This is a genomic window from Kribbella sp. NPDC051718 (genome assembly GCF_040681515.1).
Taxonomy (GTDB): Bacteria; Actinomycetota; Actinomycetes; order Propionibacteriales; family Kribbellaceae; genus Kribbella.
This window is the reverse complement of record NZ_JBFAYZ010000011.1, coordinates 110,678-127,538: the sequence shown is the minus strand read 5'-3', so window position 1 is coordinate 127,538 and position 16,861 is coordinate 110,678. Positions and strand designations below refer to the sequence as shown.

General features: G+C 67.9%; 17 protein-coding genes. 8 read left to right on the top strand and 9 right to left on the bottom strand.

Going from position 1 to position 16,861, the window contains the following annotated elements; genetic code table 11:
- Positions 1-4 precede the first annotated feature (4 nt).
- Entirely contained in the window at positions 5-754 is a 750-nt protein-coding gene (locus AB0M15_RS33860) for a ParA family protein (RefSeq protein WP_363827643.1), read from the top strand.
- A gap of 14 nt (positions 755-768) precedes the next feature.
- Here AB0M15_RS33860 and AB0M15_RS33855 read toward each other — a convergent pair whose 3' ends face one another.
- Both AB0M15_RS33855 and AB0M15_RS33850 read right to left on the bottom strand, forming a co-directional pair.
- Positions 769-1,752, bottom strand: coding sequence for a DUF4349 domain-containing protein (locus tag AB0M15_RS33855; RefSeq protein ID WP_363827640.1), 984 nt, complete (start codon positions 1,750-1,752; stop codon positions 769-771).
- Between the two features lie 116 nt (positions 1,753-1,868).
- A complete protein-coding gene (locus tag AB0M15_RS33850; protein WP_363827637.1) occupies positions 1,869-3,902 on the bottom strand; it encodes a DEAD/DEAH box helicase in 2,034 nt (677 codons plus the stop codon).
- A 322-nt stretch (positions 3,903-4,224) separates the two neighbouring features.
- On the opposite strand from AB0M15_RS33850, the gene AB0M15_RS33845 reads away from it, so the two are divergent.
- The gene (locus tag AB0M15_RS33845) at positions 4,225-4,899 is read left to right on the top strand and encodes a ferritin-like fold-containing protein (RefSeq protein ID WP_328335020.1); all 675 of its coding nucleotides are present in this window, start codon (positions 4,225-4,227) and stop codon (positions 4,897-4,899) included.
- Positions 4,900-4,980: 81 nt separating this feature from the next.
- Here AB0M15_RS33845 and AB0M15_RS33840 read toward each other — a convergent pair whose 3' ends face one another.
- The 4 genes from AB0M15_RS33840 to ligD all read right to left on the bottom strand — a co-directional run bounded on the left by AB0M15_RS33840 (position 4,981) and on the right by ligD (position 7,359).
- Positions 4,981-5,259 (bottom strand): GlsB/YeaQ/YmgE family stress response membrane protein, encoded by a 279-nt coding sequence (locus AB0M15_RS33840; protein WP_328327789.1) that lies wholly within the window; start codon positions 5,257-5,259, stop codon positions 4,981-4,983.
- A 131-nt stretch (positions 5,260-5,390) separates the two neighbouring features.
- Positions 5,391-5,618: a DUF3107 domain-containing protein gene (locus tag AB0M15_RS33835; RefSeq protein WP_328327787.1), complete on the bottom strand. Its 228-nt coding sequence runs from the start codon at positions 5,616-5,618 to the stop codon at positions 5,391-5,393.
- Between the two features lie 103 nt (positions 5,619-5,721).
- Complete coding sequence (locus tag AB0M15_RS33830; RefSeq protein WP_363827632.1) at positions 5,722-6,351, bottom strand: TetR/AcrR family transcriptional regulator; 630 nt, start codon at positions 6,349-6,351, stop codon at positions 5,722-5,724.
- Positions 6,352-6,432: 81 nt separating this feature from the next.
- On the bottom strand, positions 6,433-7,359 hold the full coding sequence (gene ligD / locus AB0M15_RS33825; RefSeq protein ID WP_363827629.1) for a non-homologous end-joining DNA ligase: 927 nt from the start codon (positions 7,357-7,359) through the stop codon (positions 6,433-6,435).
- Positions 7,360-7,377: 18 nt separating this feature from the next.
- On the opposite strand from ligD, the gene AB0M15_RS33820 reads away from it, so the two are divergent.
- The 3 genes from AB0M15_RS33820 (at position 7,378) to moeZ (ending at position 12,695) form a co-directional block, all read left to right on the top strand.
- Positions 7,378-8,286, top strand: a complete 909-nt coding sequence (locus AB0M15_RS33820) for an alpha/beta hydrolase (RefSeq protein ID WP_363827626.1) — start codon at positions 7,378-7,380, stop codon at positions 8,284-8,286.
- A gap of 262 nt (positions 8,287-8,548) precedes the next feature.
- Positions 8,549-11,293, top strand: a complete 2,745-nt coding sequence (locus AB0M15_RS33815) for a Calx-beta domain-containing protein (protein WP_363827623.1) — start codon at positions 8,549-8,551, stop codon at positions 11,291-11,293.
- 226 nt (positions 11,294-11,519) lie between these two features.
- Entirely contained in the window at positions 11,520-12,695 is a 1,176-nt protein-coding gene (moeZ, locus tag AB0M15_RS33810; RefSeq protein WP_343983017.1) for an adenylyltransferase/sulfurtransferase MoeZ, read from the top strand.
- Between the two features lie 36 nt (positions 12,696-12,731).
- Here the strand turns inward: moeZ and AB0M15_RS33805 are convergent, their stop codons facing one another.
- Genes AB0M15_RS33805 through AB0M15_RS33795 form a run of 3 tightly spaced genes read right to left on the bottom strand, consistent with a single transcriptional unit; the run spans position 12,732 to position 15,141 of the window.
- On the bottom strand, positions 12,732-13,685 hold the full coding sequence (locus AB0M15_RS33805; protein ID WP_363827620.1) for a GNAT family N-acetyltransferase: 954 nt from the start codon (positions 13,683-13,685) through the stop codon (positions 12,732-12,734).
- 17 nt (positions 13,686-13,702) lie between these two features.
- The gene (locus AB0M15_RS33800) at positions 13,703-14,506 is read right to left on the bottom strand and encodes a maleylpyruvate isomerase family mycothiol-dependent enzyme (RefSeq protein ID WP_363827617.1); all 804 of its coding nucleotides are present in this window, start codon (positions 14,504-14,506) and stop codon (positions 13,703-13,705) included.
- Positions 14,503-15,141, bottom strand: a complete 639-nt coding sequence (locus tag AB0M15_RS33795; RefSeq protein WP_363827614.1) for a TetR/AcrR family transcriptional regulator — start codon at positions 15,139-15,141, stop codon at positions 14,503-14,505. Before AB0M15_RS33795 ends, AB0M15_RS33800 begins: the two co-directional genes overlap by 4 nt.
- 87 nt (positions 15,142-15,228) lie before the next feature.
- On the opposite strand from AB0M15_RS33795, the gene AB0M15_RS33790 reads away from it, so the two are divergent.
- Genes AB0M15_RS33790 through AB0M15_RS33780 form a run of 3 tightly spaced genes read left to right on the top strand, consistent with a single transcriptional unit; the run spans position 15,229 to position 16,531 of the window.
- Positions 15,229-15,495: a DUF2277 domain-containing protein gene (locus AB0M15_RS33790; protein ID WP_344115569.1), complete on the top strand. Its 267-nt coding sequence runs from the start codon at positions 15,229-15,231 to the stop codon at positions 15,493-15,495.
- A 15-nt stretch (positions 15,496-15,510) separates the two neighbouring features.
- Positions 15,511-15,858, top strand: coding sequence for a hypothetical protein (locus AB0M15_RS33785; RefSeq protein ID WP_363827611.1), 348 nt, complete (start codon positions 15,511-15,513; stop codon positions 15,856-15,858).
- 46 nt (positions 15,859-15,904) lie between these two features.
- Positions 15,905-16,531 carry an LLM class flavin-dependent oxidoreductase gene (locus tag AB0M15_RS33780; RefSeq protein WP_363827608.1) on the top strand — a complete coding sequence of 209 codons (627 nt, stop codon included), beginning with the start codon at positions 15,905-15,907 and terminating at the stop codon, positions 16,529-16,531.
- Positions 16,532-16,861: the final 330 nt, after the last annotated feature.

Below are 16,861 nucleotides of genomic sequence, written 5' to 3'. Positions count from 1 at the left end.
CCGGGTGCCTCGCACGATTGCGGTAGCGAACCAGAAGGGCGGCGTGGCCAAGACGACCACGGTGGCCTCGCTCGGCGCTGCCCTGGCCGAGCTCGGCCAGCGAGTCCTGCTGGTCGATCTGGACCCCCAAGCCTGCTTGACGTTCTCGGTCGGGCTCGACCCCGAGGACCTGGACAAGTCGCTCCATCACGTGCTGCTCGGCGGGGTGAAGGCGCGGGACGTGATCGTGCCCTCCGACGAAGGCCCCGACCTGTTGCCCGCGACGATCGAGCTGGCCGCGGCCGAGCTGAGCCTGGCGGCCGAGAGCAATCCACAGCATCTGGTCCGTACTGCGCTGCGACCGGTCGAAGCGGCGTACGACTGGATCCTGATCGACTGTCCGCCCACCCTCGGGCTGCTGACAGTCAACGGGTTGTCCGCGGCGACCGACGTACTGATTCCCCTGCAATGCGAGACGCTGGCGCATCGCGGCGTCGGCCAGTTGCTGGACACCGTCCACGATGTCCAACGACTGACCAACCCGAGTCTCGAAGTACTCGGTGTCCTGCCGACCCTGTACGACGGTCGCACCACCCACGCGCGTGCTGTCCTGGAGACGATCGCCGAGACGTACGCGCTGACCGTGCTCGCCCCGGCGATCCCGAAGTCCATCCGGTTCGCCGAGGCGCCCGCGATCGGCCAGACGATCCTGACCACCGCACCCCGCTCGGCCGGCGCGAAGGCCTACCGAGCGGTGGCGAGCTCCCTGCTCTGAAGCTCCAAGGCGCCCTAGGGCGTCGATGGCGTGTTCGGGTGTTTCGGGAGTGGTGGAGTGGTGGCCGGCCCGCCTGCGGTGGCGACAGCTGGTACCGGAGTACGGCGGAAGCGGTGCCGGAGGCGCCAGATCGGGTAGCCGATCAGGGCCAGGGCAATCAGGAACGGGAGCAGCGCGCCGACCGCCGTCGCCAGCGCCGAGAAGGTCGCGGTGAACGCGTCCCAGCCGCCGCGCAGGCCGGACAGGAAGCCGTGGGTCTCGGCCTTGGCCGGTTCGGGCGCCTTGCCCTTCTCCGCGAGCGTCAGGTTGAGGGTCGCCAGCTCGGTCTGCAGGGACAGGTTCTTCTGCTTGGCGAGCAGCGCCTCGAGGTCCGCCTCGCGGCGGGTCAGTTCGCTCTCCACCGAGACGATCTCGCCGATCGTGGTCGCCTTGGTGAGCAGCGCGCGCATCCGGTCGAGGCTGGCGCGCTGGGAGGAGATCCGGCTGTCGACATCGACGACCTGCTCGGTCACGTCGCTGGACTCCTGATGGATCGCGGTCCGGTCGCCGAGGCCGGAGAGCCGTTCGATCGCGACCTCGTAGGCCGCCGTCGGCACCTTCACGACGAGGTTCGACAAGACGATCTTGCCCTCCTCGTTGCTGCTGGAGTCCTCGGACGCGACCTGGCCGCGCAGGCTCGCGACGATGCCGACCGCCTTCTGGCGCTGGGCGTTCACGTCGCCGTTCTTGACGTTCACGGTGAGCGAGCCGGTCTTGATGATGGCCCGGGTGATCGGTGGCTGGGCCACGCCGCTTCCCGGCGCCGCGGGGGCGGCCGGCTTGCCGCCGGCATCAGCCTTGCCCGGGACCTTGGAGTCGGCCGCGCCGTCGGCCTGCTGTGGTGCCGCCGCCCCCGAGCTGCTGCTCGACTCGTTGCCGCTTGCACCGCAGCCGGACAACAGCACGGCCGCGGTCAGGATCACTCCTGCGACCGCGGCCGACATACGCGTCCTAGTCATCGCCACACCCTTCCCTCCACGATGTTTGCCTTCGTGGAGGGACGGGAGCGCGAAGCCGGGCGTTGCGCTCCGGCGGTCACCTTTCAGGCACAGGCAGGTGACGCGCCGGTCACAACCTATTCAGGTGCGGTGAAGGTCGGCACGACCACGCCGGCCGCACTCTTCTTCACAGCAGCCTTCTTCACGGTCTTCTTGGCGGTCGACTTCTTCGGTGCGGCCTCATCCGTGGCCACAGCCTTCTTGACCGCCGTCTTCTTGGCAGCCGCCTTCTTCGCCGCGGCCTTCTTGACCGGCTTCTCAGCCGGTACTTCGGCAGCGGGCTCAGCAGCTTGCTCGGCAACCGCCGGCTCGGCGACCTTCTTGGCAGCCCGCTTCCGAGTCGCCTTCTTCACCGGCGCCTCAGCAGCCGGCGCCTCGACCGAAGCCTGTGCGGCAACTGCCTCGACCGCAGGCGTACTCGCCTGAGCCACCGTGTTGGTGTCGCTCGACTCGGCCGAGGCCGACCGCTCGGTCGCGCGACGGCGACTCCGCGTCCGCTTGGCCGGCGCTTCAGTCGTCTCGGTCGCGGTCTCGACCGGTGCAGCTTCGACCGGCGCAGCCTTGGCCGGGGCGGCCTCGGCCACGACCGGTGTCTCGGCGGCCGTCACCGCTTCAGCATCGGCACCACGGCGACGCCGGGTGCGGGAGCGCGGCTTGCGCTCACCCGCCGGCGCCTCGGTGACCTCGCCAGGAGAGTCGACGACCGCCGGTACGACGGTGTTGGTGGTGACGTCGGCCTCGGACTTCTGCTCGGTCGACTCGCCACCCTCGAGCGGCTGACCGGCACGCAACCGGCGACGGTTGCGGTTCGGCCGCTTCCGCGCCGGACGGTCCGATCCACCATGAGCGGCAGCTGCGTCGCCCGCGGGCTTCGAGTCACCGTCGTGGCTGCGGACCCGGTTCCGGTCCTGTTCGCCACGTCGCCCGGACGGCTTGTCGCCGCGGGACGGACGGTCGTTGCGCTCCTGCCGCTCGACGGCTTCGCGCGGCGGCTTGATCCGGCCCTTCGCCTCGGTCGGGATGCCGAGGTCGTGGTACAGCTCGGGCGACGTCGAGTAGATCTCCTGCGGCTCGTCGTACGGCAGGTCGAGCGCCTTGTTGATCGTCTTCCAGCGGACCAGGTCCGGCCAGTCGACGAAGGTGACGGCGATGCCGCTCGCACCGGCCCGGCCGGTCCGGCCGATCCGGTGGATGTAGGCCTTCTCGTCCTCGGGGCAGGTGTTGTTGATGACGTGCGTGACGCCCTCGACGTCGATACCCCGGGCCGCGACGTCGGTACAGATCAAGACGTCGATCTTGTCGCCGCGGAACCGGGTCAGCGCCCGCTCGCGGGCCTGCTGGTTCAGGTCACCGTGGATCGCGGCGGCCTTGAAGCCGCGGTCGATCAGGTCGTCGGTGAGCCGGGACGCCTCGCGCTTGGTCCGGCAGAAGATCATCACCCGGCCGCGGTCGTCGGCCTGCAGGATCCGGGCGACCACCTCGGGCTTGTCCAGATCGTGCGCCCGGTAGACGAACTGCGCCGTCGTCGGGACCATCTGGGTGTCCTCGTGCGACTCGGCCCGGATGTTCAGCGGGTGCCGCATGTGGGTGCGCGCCAGGCCGATCACGGCCGACGGCATCGTTGCCGAGAACAACATGGTCTGCCGCAGCTCGGGGGTCTTGCGCAGGATCCGCTCGACGTCGGGCAGGAAGCCGAGGTCGAGCATCTCGTCGGCCTCGTCCAGGACGAGCACCTTGATGTGGCTCAGGTCGAGCACGCCGCGGTTGGCCAGATCGAGCAGGCGGCCCGGCGTACCGACGACGACGTCGACGCCGGCCTTCAGCTGGTCGAGCTGCGGGTCGTACGCGACACCGCCGTAGATGGTCAGGATGCGGACCGAGCGGACGGTCGACGCGGTCACCAGGTCCTTGGCCACCTGGATGGTCAGCTCACGGGTCGGGGTGACCACCAGAGCCTGGGGCTTGCCGGGCGCGGCCAGCTCCTCGTAGTCGGCCTCGCCGGGGGAGATGGTGCGCTGCAGCAGCGGGATACCGAACCCGAGGGTCTTACCGGTCCCGGTACGAGCCTGGCCGATCAGGTCGGTGCCCATCAGGGCCACCGGAAGTGTCATCTCCTGGATCGGGAAAGGCTCTTTGATGTTGACGCGGTCGAGCGCGTCGCAGATCTCGGGCAGGACGCCGAGCTCTCGGAAGGTGGTCAGGCTGATCGCCTCTCACATGCTTGTACGGACAGTTGCATCAGTGGCCGGGTGGGCGTGGAATGCCCTACTTTTCACGGCGCGGGACACTGTGCAAGCGGCTCGCACCAGCTGCCCATCTGGGCGCGTCACCGGCGAAACACGGTCCAGTGTAGCCGGAATACCCGGCACGGCCGCTTCGTTGCATTTCCGCCGCCGCGAGCCCGGGCCCGATAGTGTGCGCTGCATGACCGAGATGACGGCCTTCGATGATCCCGCCTACCGGGCCGCGGCGGTGGATCTGCTGGGAGTTCTGGCGTACGGCGAACTGACCGCGTTCGAGCGGATCGCCGAGGATGCCAAGCTCGCCCCGACGCTCGACGACAAGGCCCAGCTGGCCCAGCTGGCGACCACCGAGTTCGGCCATTTCGTCCAGTTGCGGGACCGCCTCGTCACCCTCGGGGTGGATCCGATGGACGCGATGCAGCCGTTCGTCACGCCGCTGGACGCCTTCCACGACCACACCGCGCCGTCGGACTGGCTCGAGGGACTGGTCAAGGCGTACGTCGGCGACGGGCTCGCGAACGACTTCTACCGTGAGGTCGCGGCGTACGTCGACGCCGAGACCCGGGCGCTGGTGCTGGAGGTCTTCGCCGACTCCGGCCAGGCCGAGTTCGTGGTGGACCGGGTTCGGGCCGCGATCGAGGAGGACCCCAAGCTGGGTGGCCGGCTCGCGCTGTGGGGACGCCGCCTGGTGGGCGAGGCCCTCAGCCAGGCCCAGCGGATCGCCGCCGACCGCGACCCGCTTGCCGCCCTGCTGGCCGGCAGCGTCGACCGCCCCGGCCTCGACCTGGCCGCGATCGGCCGGATGTTCACCCGCCTGACCGAGGCCCACACCGCCCGGATGACCGCGCTCGGCCTGCAGGCCTGACCTGCAGCGCCTCAAACGGTGCCGAAACGCAGAGCGGCCGCCTGCCCCTGATCGGGGTGGCGGCCGCTGTGACGATCCTGCTCAGACTCTGGCTTTACCGCTGTTTCGCGACGAGATGATCGCGACGACGACGGCGGCACAGATGATCTGGATCAGGTACTGGATCCAGTCCGGTCCGCTGGTGTCCTTCACACCGAGGGCGTAGGCGATCACGCCGCCGATGAAGGCGCCGATTCCGCCGCCCAGAATGGTCCAGCCAAGGCTGATGTTCTGCTTGCCCGGAAGTACGAGTCGCGCGAGCGGCCCGAAGATGATTCCGGCAATGAGGCTCACGATGATCATCCAGACCCAGAAACCCACGATTCCTCCTTGAGCGATGACTGACCTGCCGACGACTGGTGCCCAGCGCTAAACCTGACCACCGGTCATACAGGTCTACGACTCATCGTCCTCGGTTCGTGGCGCTCCGCAACCAGGACACGCAGGCGAGCTCAGATCGCGCCGAAACCGACCTTGCGGATCGCGACCTCGCCGATCTCCACGTACGCCAGCTTCTCGGCCGGGATGAGCACCCGGCGGCCCTTCTCGTCCGTCAACTGCAACAGACCGGTCTTGCCACCCAGTGCGTCCGCGACGGCCTTCTCGACCTCTTCGGGGCTCTGCTCGCTCTCGAGCACCAACTCGCGATTGGCGTGCTGTACGCCGATCTTGACCTCCACGAAACCCTCCCGGGCACGTTCCGACCGGCGGCTCTCGCCGGTACCCGATTCGAGCCTATCCGGTGCGGACCCCGGGTTCTCACCCGTCCGCCTAGAGCAGAACTCAGCTCTCGGTACGCGGGAAGCCGCGGATGCCACGCCAGGCGAGGCTGGCGACCAGATCAGCGGCCTGCTGCTGCATCAGCGTGGGGTTGTCCGAGGCGAGCCAGTACCGCGCGCTCACCTGCGCCATCCCGACCAGGCTGACGGCGAGCACCATCGACTGCTCCTTGTTCAGCCCGGCGTCCGCGCTGATCACCTCGGAACACGCCTCGGCGCACGCGTGGGTGACCCGGTCGACCCGCTCGCGGACGGCCGGCTCGTTGGTCAGGTCCGACTCGAAGACCAGCCGGAAGGCGCCCTGGGCGTTGGCGACGTATTCGTAGAAGGCGTGGATCGTCGCGCCGACCCGCTCCTTGTTGTCCTCGGTCGAGCGCAGCGCGCCCCGGACCGACGCCACGATCGCCTCGCAGGACGAGTCGAGCAGCGCGAGGTACAGCTCGAGCTTGCCGGGGAAGTGCTGGTAGAGCACCGGCTTGGAGACGCCGGCCCGATCGGCGATGTCGTCCATCGCGGCGGCGTGGTAGCCGTTCGCGACGAACACTTCCTGGGCCGCCTCGAGCAGTTGCGCGCGGCGGGCCAGCCGCGGCAGGCGGCTGCCGCGCTTGGGCGCGGTCTCAGGTGTCGTCGACACGTCGGGCTCCTTCGGTGGTGCGGCTCGGGAGCAAACATCCCCCGAATAGTTGAACCGAATCTTACCTACCGGTACTGACCACTACGACGGTAGCGGCTTCGGGTCGTCGTACAGGCCGTCGAGGACGTCGCCGTACTCCTCGATCCGGGCCAGCACGTCGTGCGGCAGGAAGGTCAGATCGGCGGGTTCGGTGGCGCCGGCCACCTCGTCCCAGTCGATCGGCGTCGATACCCGCGGCTCCTCGGCGCCCCGCAGCGAGTACGGCGCCAGCGTGGTCTTCGCGCTCGCGTTCTGGCTCCAGTCGATGAACACCTTGCCCGGGCGGAGTGCCTTGGTCATGTTCGCGGTGACGTTCTCCGGCAGCGCCTCGGCCAGTTGCTCGGCCAGCAGCTTGGCGAAGGCGCTGGTGGCGCGGGACGAGGCGGGTTCGATCGGGACGTACAGGTGCATGCCCTTGTTGCCGGACGTCTTGGGCCAGCCTTCGAGGCCGAAGTGGTTCAGCAGTTCGCGCAGGGCCAGCGCGACGTCGCAGCACTCGACGATCGTCGTACCGGGGCCCGGGTCGAGGTCGAAGACGATCAGGTCGGCCATCGGGTTCTTGCCCTCGTCCGACAGCCCGATCCGCCACTGCGGGACGTGGAGTTCGAGGGCGGCCAGGTTGGCGAGCCAGACGATCGTCTGGATGTCGTCGGCGATCACGAACTCCGCCTCGTCCCGCCCGGTGGAACTCCCGGGGGTAGGCAGTACCACTGTGCGGACCCAGTCCGGCGTACCGCGGGGTGCGTTCTTCTCGAAGAAGTACGCCGCACCGGTGCCGTCCGGCCAGCGCTTGCGGGTCAGCGGCCGGTCCGACAGGTGGGGGAGCAGCACCGGCGCGACCTGGTGGTAGAAGTCGATCACCTCGGCCTTGCTGAACCCGGTCTGTGGATACAGCACCTTGTCCAGGTTGGTGAGCTTCATCGTCTGCCCATCAACCTCAGTGGTCAGCTGCTTCGGTCCCGGCGCCATGCGTCCTACCATGCACTAATGGACAGTTACGGGGCGGTAACTGGCGCTTCGACGCCGCAGGAATGGCCTGCACGGACTGTGCCGGTCTCGGGTGTGGATCTGCTGGTCAGAGACGTCCCGGGCGCTGACGAGAAGCTTCCGCCCGCCCTCTTCGTGCACGGCTTGGGTGGATCGTCGCTGAACTGGACGACGCTCGGTCTGCTGCTGAACGACACCGTCCGCGGCATCGCCCCGGACCTGCCGGGGTTCGGTCAGACCCCGCCGCTGGCGGGGATGGGCGGGATCAGCGAGCAGGCGGACCTGCTCAGCGAGCTGATGACCAGGGAGTTCGACGAGCCGGTGCACCTGTTCGGCAATTCGATGGGTGGCGCCGCGGCGGTCGCACTCGCGGCGCGGCGACCGGCCGACGTGGGCTCGCTGACCCTGGTATCGCCGGCGCTGCCGCATCCGCGTGTCTCGGCCAGCGCGCTCTGGTTCACCGCGATCTCCACGCCACGCCTCGGCAGGGCCGTGCTCGAGCGGACCCGGCGGATCCCGTTCGAGCGGCGGTTCAAGGCCTCGCTGTCGGTGATCTTCGGTGAGCCGCGGCTGCTGCCACCGGAGGTGCTCGAAGCGTACGAGGCGGAGTTGCGCGCCCGCGACACCCAGACGTGGGGGACCGAGGCGACGCTGGAGGCCGCCCGCAGCATCCTCGCCTCGCAGTTCACGCGGCCGCGACGGTCGTTGTGGGCCGACGCTGCCAAGATCCGTTGTCCCGTTCTGCTCGTCTACGGTGGCCGGGACCGGCTGGTCGACCCGAAGATCCGGACCAAGGCCCAGCGGACGTTCCCGAACGCCCGGCTGCTCTATCTGCCGAACTCGGGCCACGTCGCCCAGATGGAACACCCGGACCTGGTCGCGCGGGCATTCCGTCAGCTGATCGCATAACTGCAATCAACCTGCCATCAGATCCTCACATTTGCAGGGCGTTCAGCCCGCACTATTGGCAGTCGACGACTGACGTACGAACAGTTCGGCACGGCCGGGGGTACCGACTCAGGTAGCAGGCCGGGGGCCCGAAGATCATCCCCAGGGATGATCTTCGGCCGATTTCGCCGAACTCGACAACCTGCCGCCAAAGCCGGGAGTCAGTCGAGGTGATCTGTCTGCTGACGAGAGGACCGCTGTGCGGGTATTCGGAAGAGCGGGGATGGCTGTCGCGCTGCTCGGTGGAGCGCTGCTTTCCCCGGTGGGGCTGGCGCACGCCGCGCCGCCGGAACCAGGACAATCAGTTGCCCAAGGCAAGAATTGGACGGTACGCCCGGTAGCCGATGGCTATCAGGTGACGTTGCGGCTGGACGCGCCGGCGCCGATGCGCAACGCGCTGCCGCTGATCGCGGTGAACGGCGAGCCGGTGGGGGTGGCGAAGCAGTCCAAGGACCAGCGCACTGTCTCGCTGGTCAGCCCCGACCCGTCGTTGCTGCACGCAAAGTACGTCGAGCTGGTCTGGTCGGGGGATCTGGGCCGGAACGACGGGAAGAAGAGCAAGAGCCTGACCGGTGGCGTGACCACCGACAAGGACTGGCTGAAGGCACCGCTCGGCCCGAAGCTGGCCGTCGATCCCGGTGCCGCCGGCAAATATGCGGTAGAGACGGCGGAGTACAACCTGGGTGACCAGGCGGTCTACCTGCCCGGGCTCGGCCAGAAGTCAGAGGTCGTCGGCAAGGTTTACTCGCCGAAGGGTGCCGTCGGCGCCCGGCCGCTGGTGATCTTCCTGCACGGCCGGCACTCGGTCTGCTACGGCAACGCGACAGAAGAGCCGACCAACCCGTGGCCGTGTGCCAAGGGCGAGAAGGCGATCCCGAGCTACCGCGGCTACGACGGCCCCGCGAAGGCGCTCGCGAGCAACGGCTACCAGGTCGTCTCGATCAGCGCGAACGCGATCAACGCCTACGACGGCGGCGTCTTCGACACCGGCGCGCAGGCCCGGGCCGAGCTGATCCTCGACCACCTCGACCTGTGGAAGAAGTGGTCCACGGTCGGCGGCGGCCCGTTCGGCAAGAGATTCGTCGGCAAGGTCGACCTGAACAACGTCGGCCTGATGGGTCACTCACGCGGTGGCGAGGGTGTTGCCCGCGCGGCGGTACTCAACGCTGATCGCGGTGGGAAGTACGGGATCCGCGCGGTCCTGCCGCTCGCCCCGACCGACTTCGCCCGGGCCACCGTGCCCGGCGTCGCGATGAGCGTCATCCTGCCGTACTGCGACGGCGACGTCTCCGATCTGCAGGGGCAGAAGTTCTACGACGACACCCGGTACTCCGTGACCGGTGACGCCGCGACCCGCTCGACCGTCACGGTCCTCGGCGCGAACCACAACTTCTTCAACACCGAGTGGACTCCGGGTCAGTCGGTGGCGCCGTCGAACGACGACTGGTACAGCGACAACGACAAGGCCGCGCCGTGCGGAGCGAAGTACGCGGGCCGGTTGACGCCGAAGCAGCAGCAGGCCGTCGGCACCGCGTACGTGGCCGGCTTCTTCCGGCTGCAACTCGGCCACGAGACGAAGCTGCTCCCGCTGCTCGACGGCTCGAACGCGCACCCCGCCTCGATCGGCAAGGCCGTAACCCGTGTCGTGTCGCAGGCTCCGGCAGCGACTCGGCGCGACATCAACAAGCTCGATGCGGCGCTGCCGAAGGGCTCGATCACGGGTAGCGCCAAGGCGATCGTGTGTGGCGGGGTCGACGAGGCCACGCAACGTGCTGCTGCCGTCGCCACCTGCCTCAAGACCGACAACAGCTCGGACTCGCCGCACTGGGTCACCGCGTACCTCGCCTCGAAGACGCCGACCACAGCAGTCACCAAGCTCACCTGGACCGGTAAGACCGGCGTCGTCCGGATCAACCTCAGCGCGTACCAGCGGGATGTCCGTCGGTACTCCGCCCTGACGTTCCGGGCGACGCCCGACCCGTCGGGTGCGCCCAAGACGGACCTGAGCGTCCGGGTGGTCGACGGGCATGGCCGCAAGGCCGTAGTACCGGTGTCGGCGGTCAGTGACGCGCTGCTGCGGATGCCAGGAGCGCATGACAGCGGTCTGCCGAAGAACCTGCTCCGGACGGTACGGATCCCGACCAGCTCGCTGAAGGGGATCGATCTGCGCGACGTCCGGGCGATCGAGCTGGCGACCGACAAGGTCGCGACCGGTTCGGTGTTCGTCAGCGACCTGGCCTTCGCCACCCCGGGGCTCGGAGTGTCGGCGCCGTCGAAGCTGCCGCAGGTGTCGGCGTCCAGCATCGGCAAGATCCCGGAGGGCAACTCGGGCGTCAAGAACGTCGACTTCTGGGTGACCCTGTCGCGGCCGAGCATCCGCCCGATCAGCGTGTACGCCGAGTCGAACAGCGACTCGACGTCGGTCGGATCGATCGCCAAGCAGCTGGTCTTCAAGCCGGGCCAGACCAAGCAGAAGGTGACCGTCCCGGTCACGGGCAACACCCGGGACAGCTACGACACTCCCTTCGGCCTGGTGCTGTCGGTGCCGCACGACGCGCTGCTCGGGCAGTCCATCGGCAATGCCGAGGTGATCGACGACGACCCGACGCCGACCCTGACGATCGGGTCGCCGACCGCGGCCGAGAACGCGGGCACGATCAAGTTCCCGCTCAAGCTGTCGGCACCGAGCGACAAGTACGTCTGGCTCAGTGGCGACCTCAAGGACGGTACGGCCGTGATCCGCAAGGACTTCACGACGCTGGAGGACGACGGCACCCAGAATCCGCCGGACACCACCGTCTACGGCCAGCTCGAGCCCGGGAAGACCACCGCCGACATCGAGGTCAAGCTGATCGACGACAAGGTCAAGGAGCCGACGGAGACCTTCTCGGTCAACCTGACCAGTGTCGAAGGCGTCGACTACAAGGTGCCCGCGCTGATCAAGGCGACCATCACCGACAACGACTGATTCTCCGAGTCACCTGAACCGGCGGCGTCCGCCACCTCCCAAAGGGTGGGCGCCGCCTTTCGGTGTCTCCGGGCGCCGCTGATTTTGAGACGCAGGGTCCGGCATGCGGACCTGGCGGGCCTGCCCTGGAGTGGTGCGGGAACATGGAGGAGGAACCGGGGGTTGTAACCGGAGTTCCGCGAAGTTTCCCGCTGACGAGGAGTGTCACGTGCCACAGCTGCCACCGCTGGTCGAGCCGGCCGACGAGCTGACCATCGACGAGGTCCGCCGGTATTCACGGCATCTGATCATTCCCGAGGTCGGGATGGCCGGCCAGAAGCGGCTGAAGAACGCCAAGGTGCTGGTGATCGGCGCCGGCGGCCTGGGCAGCCCCGCGCTGCTCTACCTGGCCGCGGCCGGCGTCGGGACGCTGGGCATCGTCGAGTTCGACACCGTCGACGAGTCGAACCTGCAGCGCCAGATCATCCACGGCCAGTCCGACGTCGGCAAGTCCAAGGCGCAGTCGGCCAAGGAGTCGATCCTCGAGACCAACCCGTACACGAACGTCGTCCTGCACGAGACCCGGCTGGACAACGACAACGTCTTCGAGATCTTCGAGCAGTACGACCTGATCGTCGACGGCACCGACAACTTCGCCACCCGCTACCTGGTGAACGACGCCGCGGTGCTGCTCGGCAAGCCCTACGTCTGGGGCTCGATCTTCCGCTTCGACGGCCAGATCAGCGTCTTCTGGGCCGAGCACGGTCCCTGCTACCGCTGCCTGTACCCCGAGCCTCCGCCGCCCGGCATGGTCCCGTCCTGCGCCGAAGGCGGCGTACTGGGTGTGCTGTGCGCGTCGGTCGGCGCCGCCCAGGTGACCGAGGCGATCAAGCTGCTCACCGGCATCGGCGACGTGTCGCTCGGCCGGCTGAACATCTACGAGGCGCTCGACCTGAACTGGCGCGCGCTGAAGGTCCGCAAGGACCCGAACTGCGCGATCTGCGGCGAGAACCCGACCGTCACCGAGCTGATCGACTACGAGAACTTCTGCGGCGCCCTGACCGAGGAAGCGGCCGACGCGGCCGTCGGCTCGACGATCTCGGTGAAGACGCTGAGCGAGTGGATCAAGCTCAAGGACAACGGCGAGAAGGACTTCCAGCTGATCGACGTTCGCGAGCCGAACGAGTACGAGATCAACCGGATTCCGGGCTCGGTGCTGATTCCCAAAGACCAGTTCCTGACCGGTGCCGCGCTGGAGAAGCTGCCGCAGGACAAGCAGCTGGTCTTCCACTGCAAGTCCGGCGTCCGCTCCGCTGAGGTGCTCGCCATCGCCAAGGCGGCCGGCTTCGCCAACGCGGTGCACGTCGGTGGCGGCGTGGTCGCCTGGGTCGACCAGATCGATCCGTCGCAGCCGGCTTACTGAGTCCCTGCCCCGCCCTCTTCTTGAGGGCGGGGCTTTTCATTTGGTGGCCAGCGTCCGTTGCCAGCCGTCGGCGATCTCGACGGTGCGCATGCCGACCGATTCGTAGAGGCCCAGGGCCGGAGTCGGGTTGCTGGTGTCGACGTGGAGGAGAGTGCCGGCCAGGCCGGCGTTGGCGTCTTCGGCGAAAGCGCGACGCAGCAGGTACTTCGCCAGGCCGAGTCCGCGGGCTTCGGGCAGTACGCCGAGGCGGCCGATGTAGCCGCAGTCGTCGGTCTCGACGAAGGCGTGGTTGCAGTCGCTGGCGGCGATGATGCGGCCGTCGCGCTCGACCATGGTCAGTTGCGACCAGTCGAAGCCGGTGCGCTTCTCGTGGGTTTCGAGCCATTCGTCGTACGGCGGGAGCGCGGCACTGTCCTGACCGGCGAACGCCGTGGACATCATCGTGTGGAAAGCCCGGCGGGTTTGGTCGTTGTGGGCGCCGGTGCGGATCGTAGTACCGGTTGGTGGGTCGGGCAGGGGGAGTGGGCCTGCGTGGTCGATCCGCATCTGCTGGTACGAGGTGGCGAACTCGAAGCCTTGCCGGCTGACCACCTCGCGCAACGCGTCGTCGGCACGGAACATCCCGACCTCGACGGTCACTTCGGAGTATCCGTTCTCGCCGCCCAGCTCTTGTGCGCGCTCGGTGCAGTTCGCCAGCAACCAGGCCGAGACCGCCGGATCGTCCGAGACAACGCTCGCCTGGACGAACCGGCGATCCCCACCCAGCAACACAAACCCGAATCCAACGGCCTGACCACCTTCGTCCAGGACCAGCCAGCCGTCGCGTTCGAGCGTGATCGTCGGCGCGGTGAGGCTCTCGGTGATCTCCGACAGTGTGACCATCGGGCGCCCCAGGATCCGCTGGAAGTACCCCACGGCGAGTCGGTGGATCGCGTCGGCATCCCGTAGCTGCGGCGGACGGACCGTGAGCCCGGCGGAGAGTTCAGTCATCCGCCCATACTGCTTGTTCAGAAGGGCATGCGGCAGCTGGCGACGGCCTCGGCGCCGGCTGGGTCGCCGTCGAGGAATTTGACGGTGGGCTGGTCGTCGCGGCCGGAGAGGGTGCGCATGTAGCCGACCGCGTCGGTGCTCACGGTGGCGATCGGGTCGCCCTGGCCGAGGCGATAGGTGCCGCCGCCTTGGCCGGTGAGGGTGAGAACCACCGGCGTACCGGACCAGAACGGGCCGTCCACGATGTCGAGCATCACCTGGGCGATCAGCTCATCGGCGTACGGGCCGGCGTCGAACTCGCGGCCGAGCGCCTGGCAGACGTCGTCGCGGTGCATCCACAGGTCGCGGGCGAGCAGGATGTCCTGGATGTAGCCGAGACCGAGCTTGTCGAAGCCGGGGACGCCCTCGATCTTCACCTGCATCCTGCGGATCAGCGCCGGGTTGCGGCTGATCGTCTTGGTGGCCTTCGACCAGAGCTTGTCGAAGCGGTTCTGCAGCACGTCGTACGGCGTACCGCGGTGCTCGTCGGCCTGGATCATCATGTGCGCGTCGAGCAGCCCGATCGTCGGGTAGACCTTCCGCGCCCGGCGATCGCGGAGTGGGAAGGACCACGGTTTGTTGACGTCCTCGGCCTGTCCGCACAGGTGCCCGACGACGTCGGCGACATCCCACTCGTCGCAGACCGTCTGGGTTTTCCAGTCGGTGCCGTCGAGGGTCGGCATCAGGTCGTGCCAGGCCGCGACCTCGGCGTCGCGGTGACGGCGGGCGGCGGCGCGGTCGGCGCGGGCGATTTCCCGCGCGGCTATCGCTGTGGTGGTCATTTCTCTTTCCCCCTGGTCGGTTGGTAGCGCTGATAGAACATCTCGAGCACGACCGGCATCAGCTTCATGAACCGGCCGTTCTCGAAGGGCGCCTGTGGTTCGTTGGCCATCTGCTGCGACAGCACGCCGGCGGTCATCGCGGTGAACAAGGCGATGCCGTCGTCACTGGTCGCTCCCGGATGCAGTTGCCCGGCGTCGACCTCCTGCTGGAGGAAGGCCTTCAGATCCGCCAGGCCCTCGACTGCCGGGGCGAAGGCCTCGGGTGACGGCTCGAAGCCGGGGATCGTTCGCCAGAAGAGCAGTTGGGTGAGCACCTGGTTGGCCATGCACCAGCGGCTGAAGGCGGTCATGGCGGCGTTCAGTTGGTCCGCGGGCTCGGCGGTGTCGCGGGCTGCTCGCTGGACGTCGCGGATCTGCTCGGCGCCGCGCTGGAAGAGGGCGTCGTAGATCGCGAGCTTGGACGGGAAGTACTGGTAGAGCGACGGCGGCTGCATGCCGAGCCGCCGGGCCACCGCGGACAGGCTCAGCGCGGCGACGCCCTCGGTCTCCATCAGCGCGACCGAGACGTCGAGGATCTCGTCGATCGTCTGCTGCCGGCGCCGGGACCTGCGGTCCGATGCTGCTGCTGTGCTCATAGGTTGAGGAAAACCTAATGGTCGTAGGTAAGTCAATAGCTCGTAGAGTTCTGCTGCGCTGTCCCCGGCGGCACGTACTGTTTTCGCATGTGCAGAAACATCACCGTTCTTCGTGGACTTGAGCCGGCGGCGACCTCGGAAGAGATCTACGCGGCGGCGCTGCAGTACGTGCGCAAGGTGACCGGCGTCGGCTCGCTCAGTGCGACCACCCGTGGTCCGATCGAGCGCGCCGCCGCCGAGGTCGCCAAGATCACCGAGGCGCTCTTGGAAGAGATGCCGGACCGCCGGGTTCCACCGCAGACCGTGCCGCCGTTGCGCCGCCCCGAAGTACGGGCTCGTCTCGGCCTGGACTGACGGCGCGTGGGGGGCGTGCCTGACTGGCGTCGGCAGGGGCTGGTTTTCGGCCTGATCGTGGTCGGCGTCGTCCTGGTCCTGGCCTGTATGAACGCCGAGACCGAGCTCCAGCGCCGCCGCCGTGCGGCCTGCGACGGCTCCCTCGCCCTGCCGCCCGTGGCCTATGTGCTGGGCGCGATCGGCCTGCTGGTCGGGGTGCTCGCGTTGCTGCTCTTGATCCGCTTGTCCGGCGGCAGCCGCCAAGTGATCACCGTCGTCCTCTTCGCCACGGCGGTGGCCGGTGTGGTCTTCGAGGTCTTCGCCCTGATCACCGCGATCCAGCAGTCGGCACCGATCTCCGCGATCTGCCGCCGTCCTCTCTGAGTGGGGTAGATTTCCGGATGGAAAACCCTTACCGAGGAGGCAGCGGATGCGGTTCGCGATCAAGACCAGGCCCGAGCACACGAGCTGGCAGCAGTTGCGGGACGTGTGGATCGCGGCCGACGAGTACGAGGTCTTCGAGTCGGCCTGGCACTGGGACCACTTCTACCCGCTGAGCGGCGACATGACCGGCCCGAATCTCGAGGCCTGGACGACGCTGGCCGCCCTCGCCCAGGCGACCAAGCGGATCCGCGTCGGTTGCCAGGTCACGGGGATGATCTACCGCCACCCCGCAGTACTGGCGAACATGGCGGCCACCACCGACATCATCTCCGGCGGCCGCCTCGAGCTCGGCATCGGCGCCGGCTGGAACCAGATGGAGTGCGACGCCTACGGCATCGAGCTGCCCCCACTGAAGGAACGCTTCGACCGCTTCGACGAAGGCACCCAGGCGCTGATCGCCCTCCTCACCGAGAAGGTCGCCAACTTCGACGGCCAGTACGTCAAACTCACCGACGCGTACTGCGAACCGAAGCCCGTCCAGACCCCGCACCCGCCGATCACCATCGGCGGCAAAGGCCCAAACGCACCCTCCGTGCGGTCGCCCGCTGGGCCAAGCACTGGAACGTCATCGTCGCCAGCCCCGACGAATGGAAACCCCTCAAAGACATCCTGATCGCCCACTGCGAAGACCTCGGCCGAGACGTCACCGAAATCACCTGCTCGGTCAACGTCCGCATAGACCCCGACCAGGAACTCTCCCAAGCCATCGACACCGCAATCACCACCGCCACCTCCTACGGCGAAGCAGGCGTAGACCTGGTAGTCCTCAATCTCCCCCTAGACACCCCACCCACAATCCTCGACCGCCTGGCCAAAGCCCTCACCTGACAGGAACAACAGACAAGAGCAACAGACAAGAGCAACAGACAAGAGCAACAGACAAGAGCAACAGACAAGAGCAACAGACAAGAGCAACAGACAAGAGCAACAGACAAGAGCAACA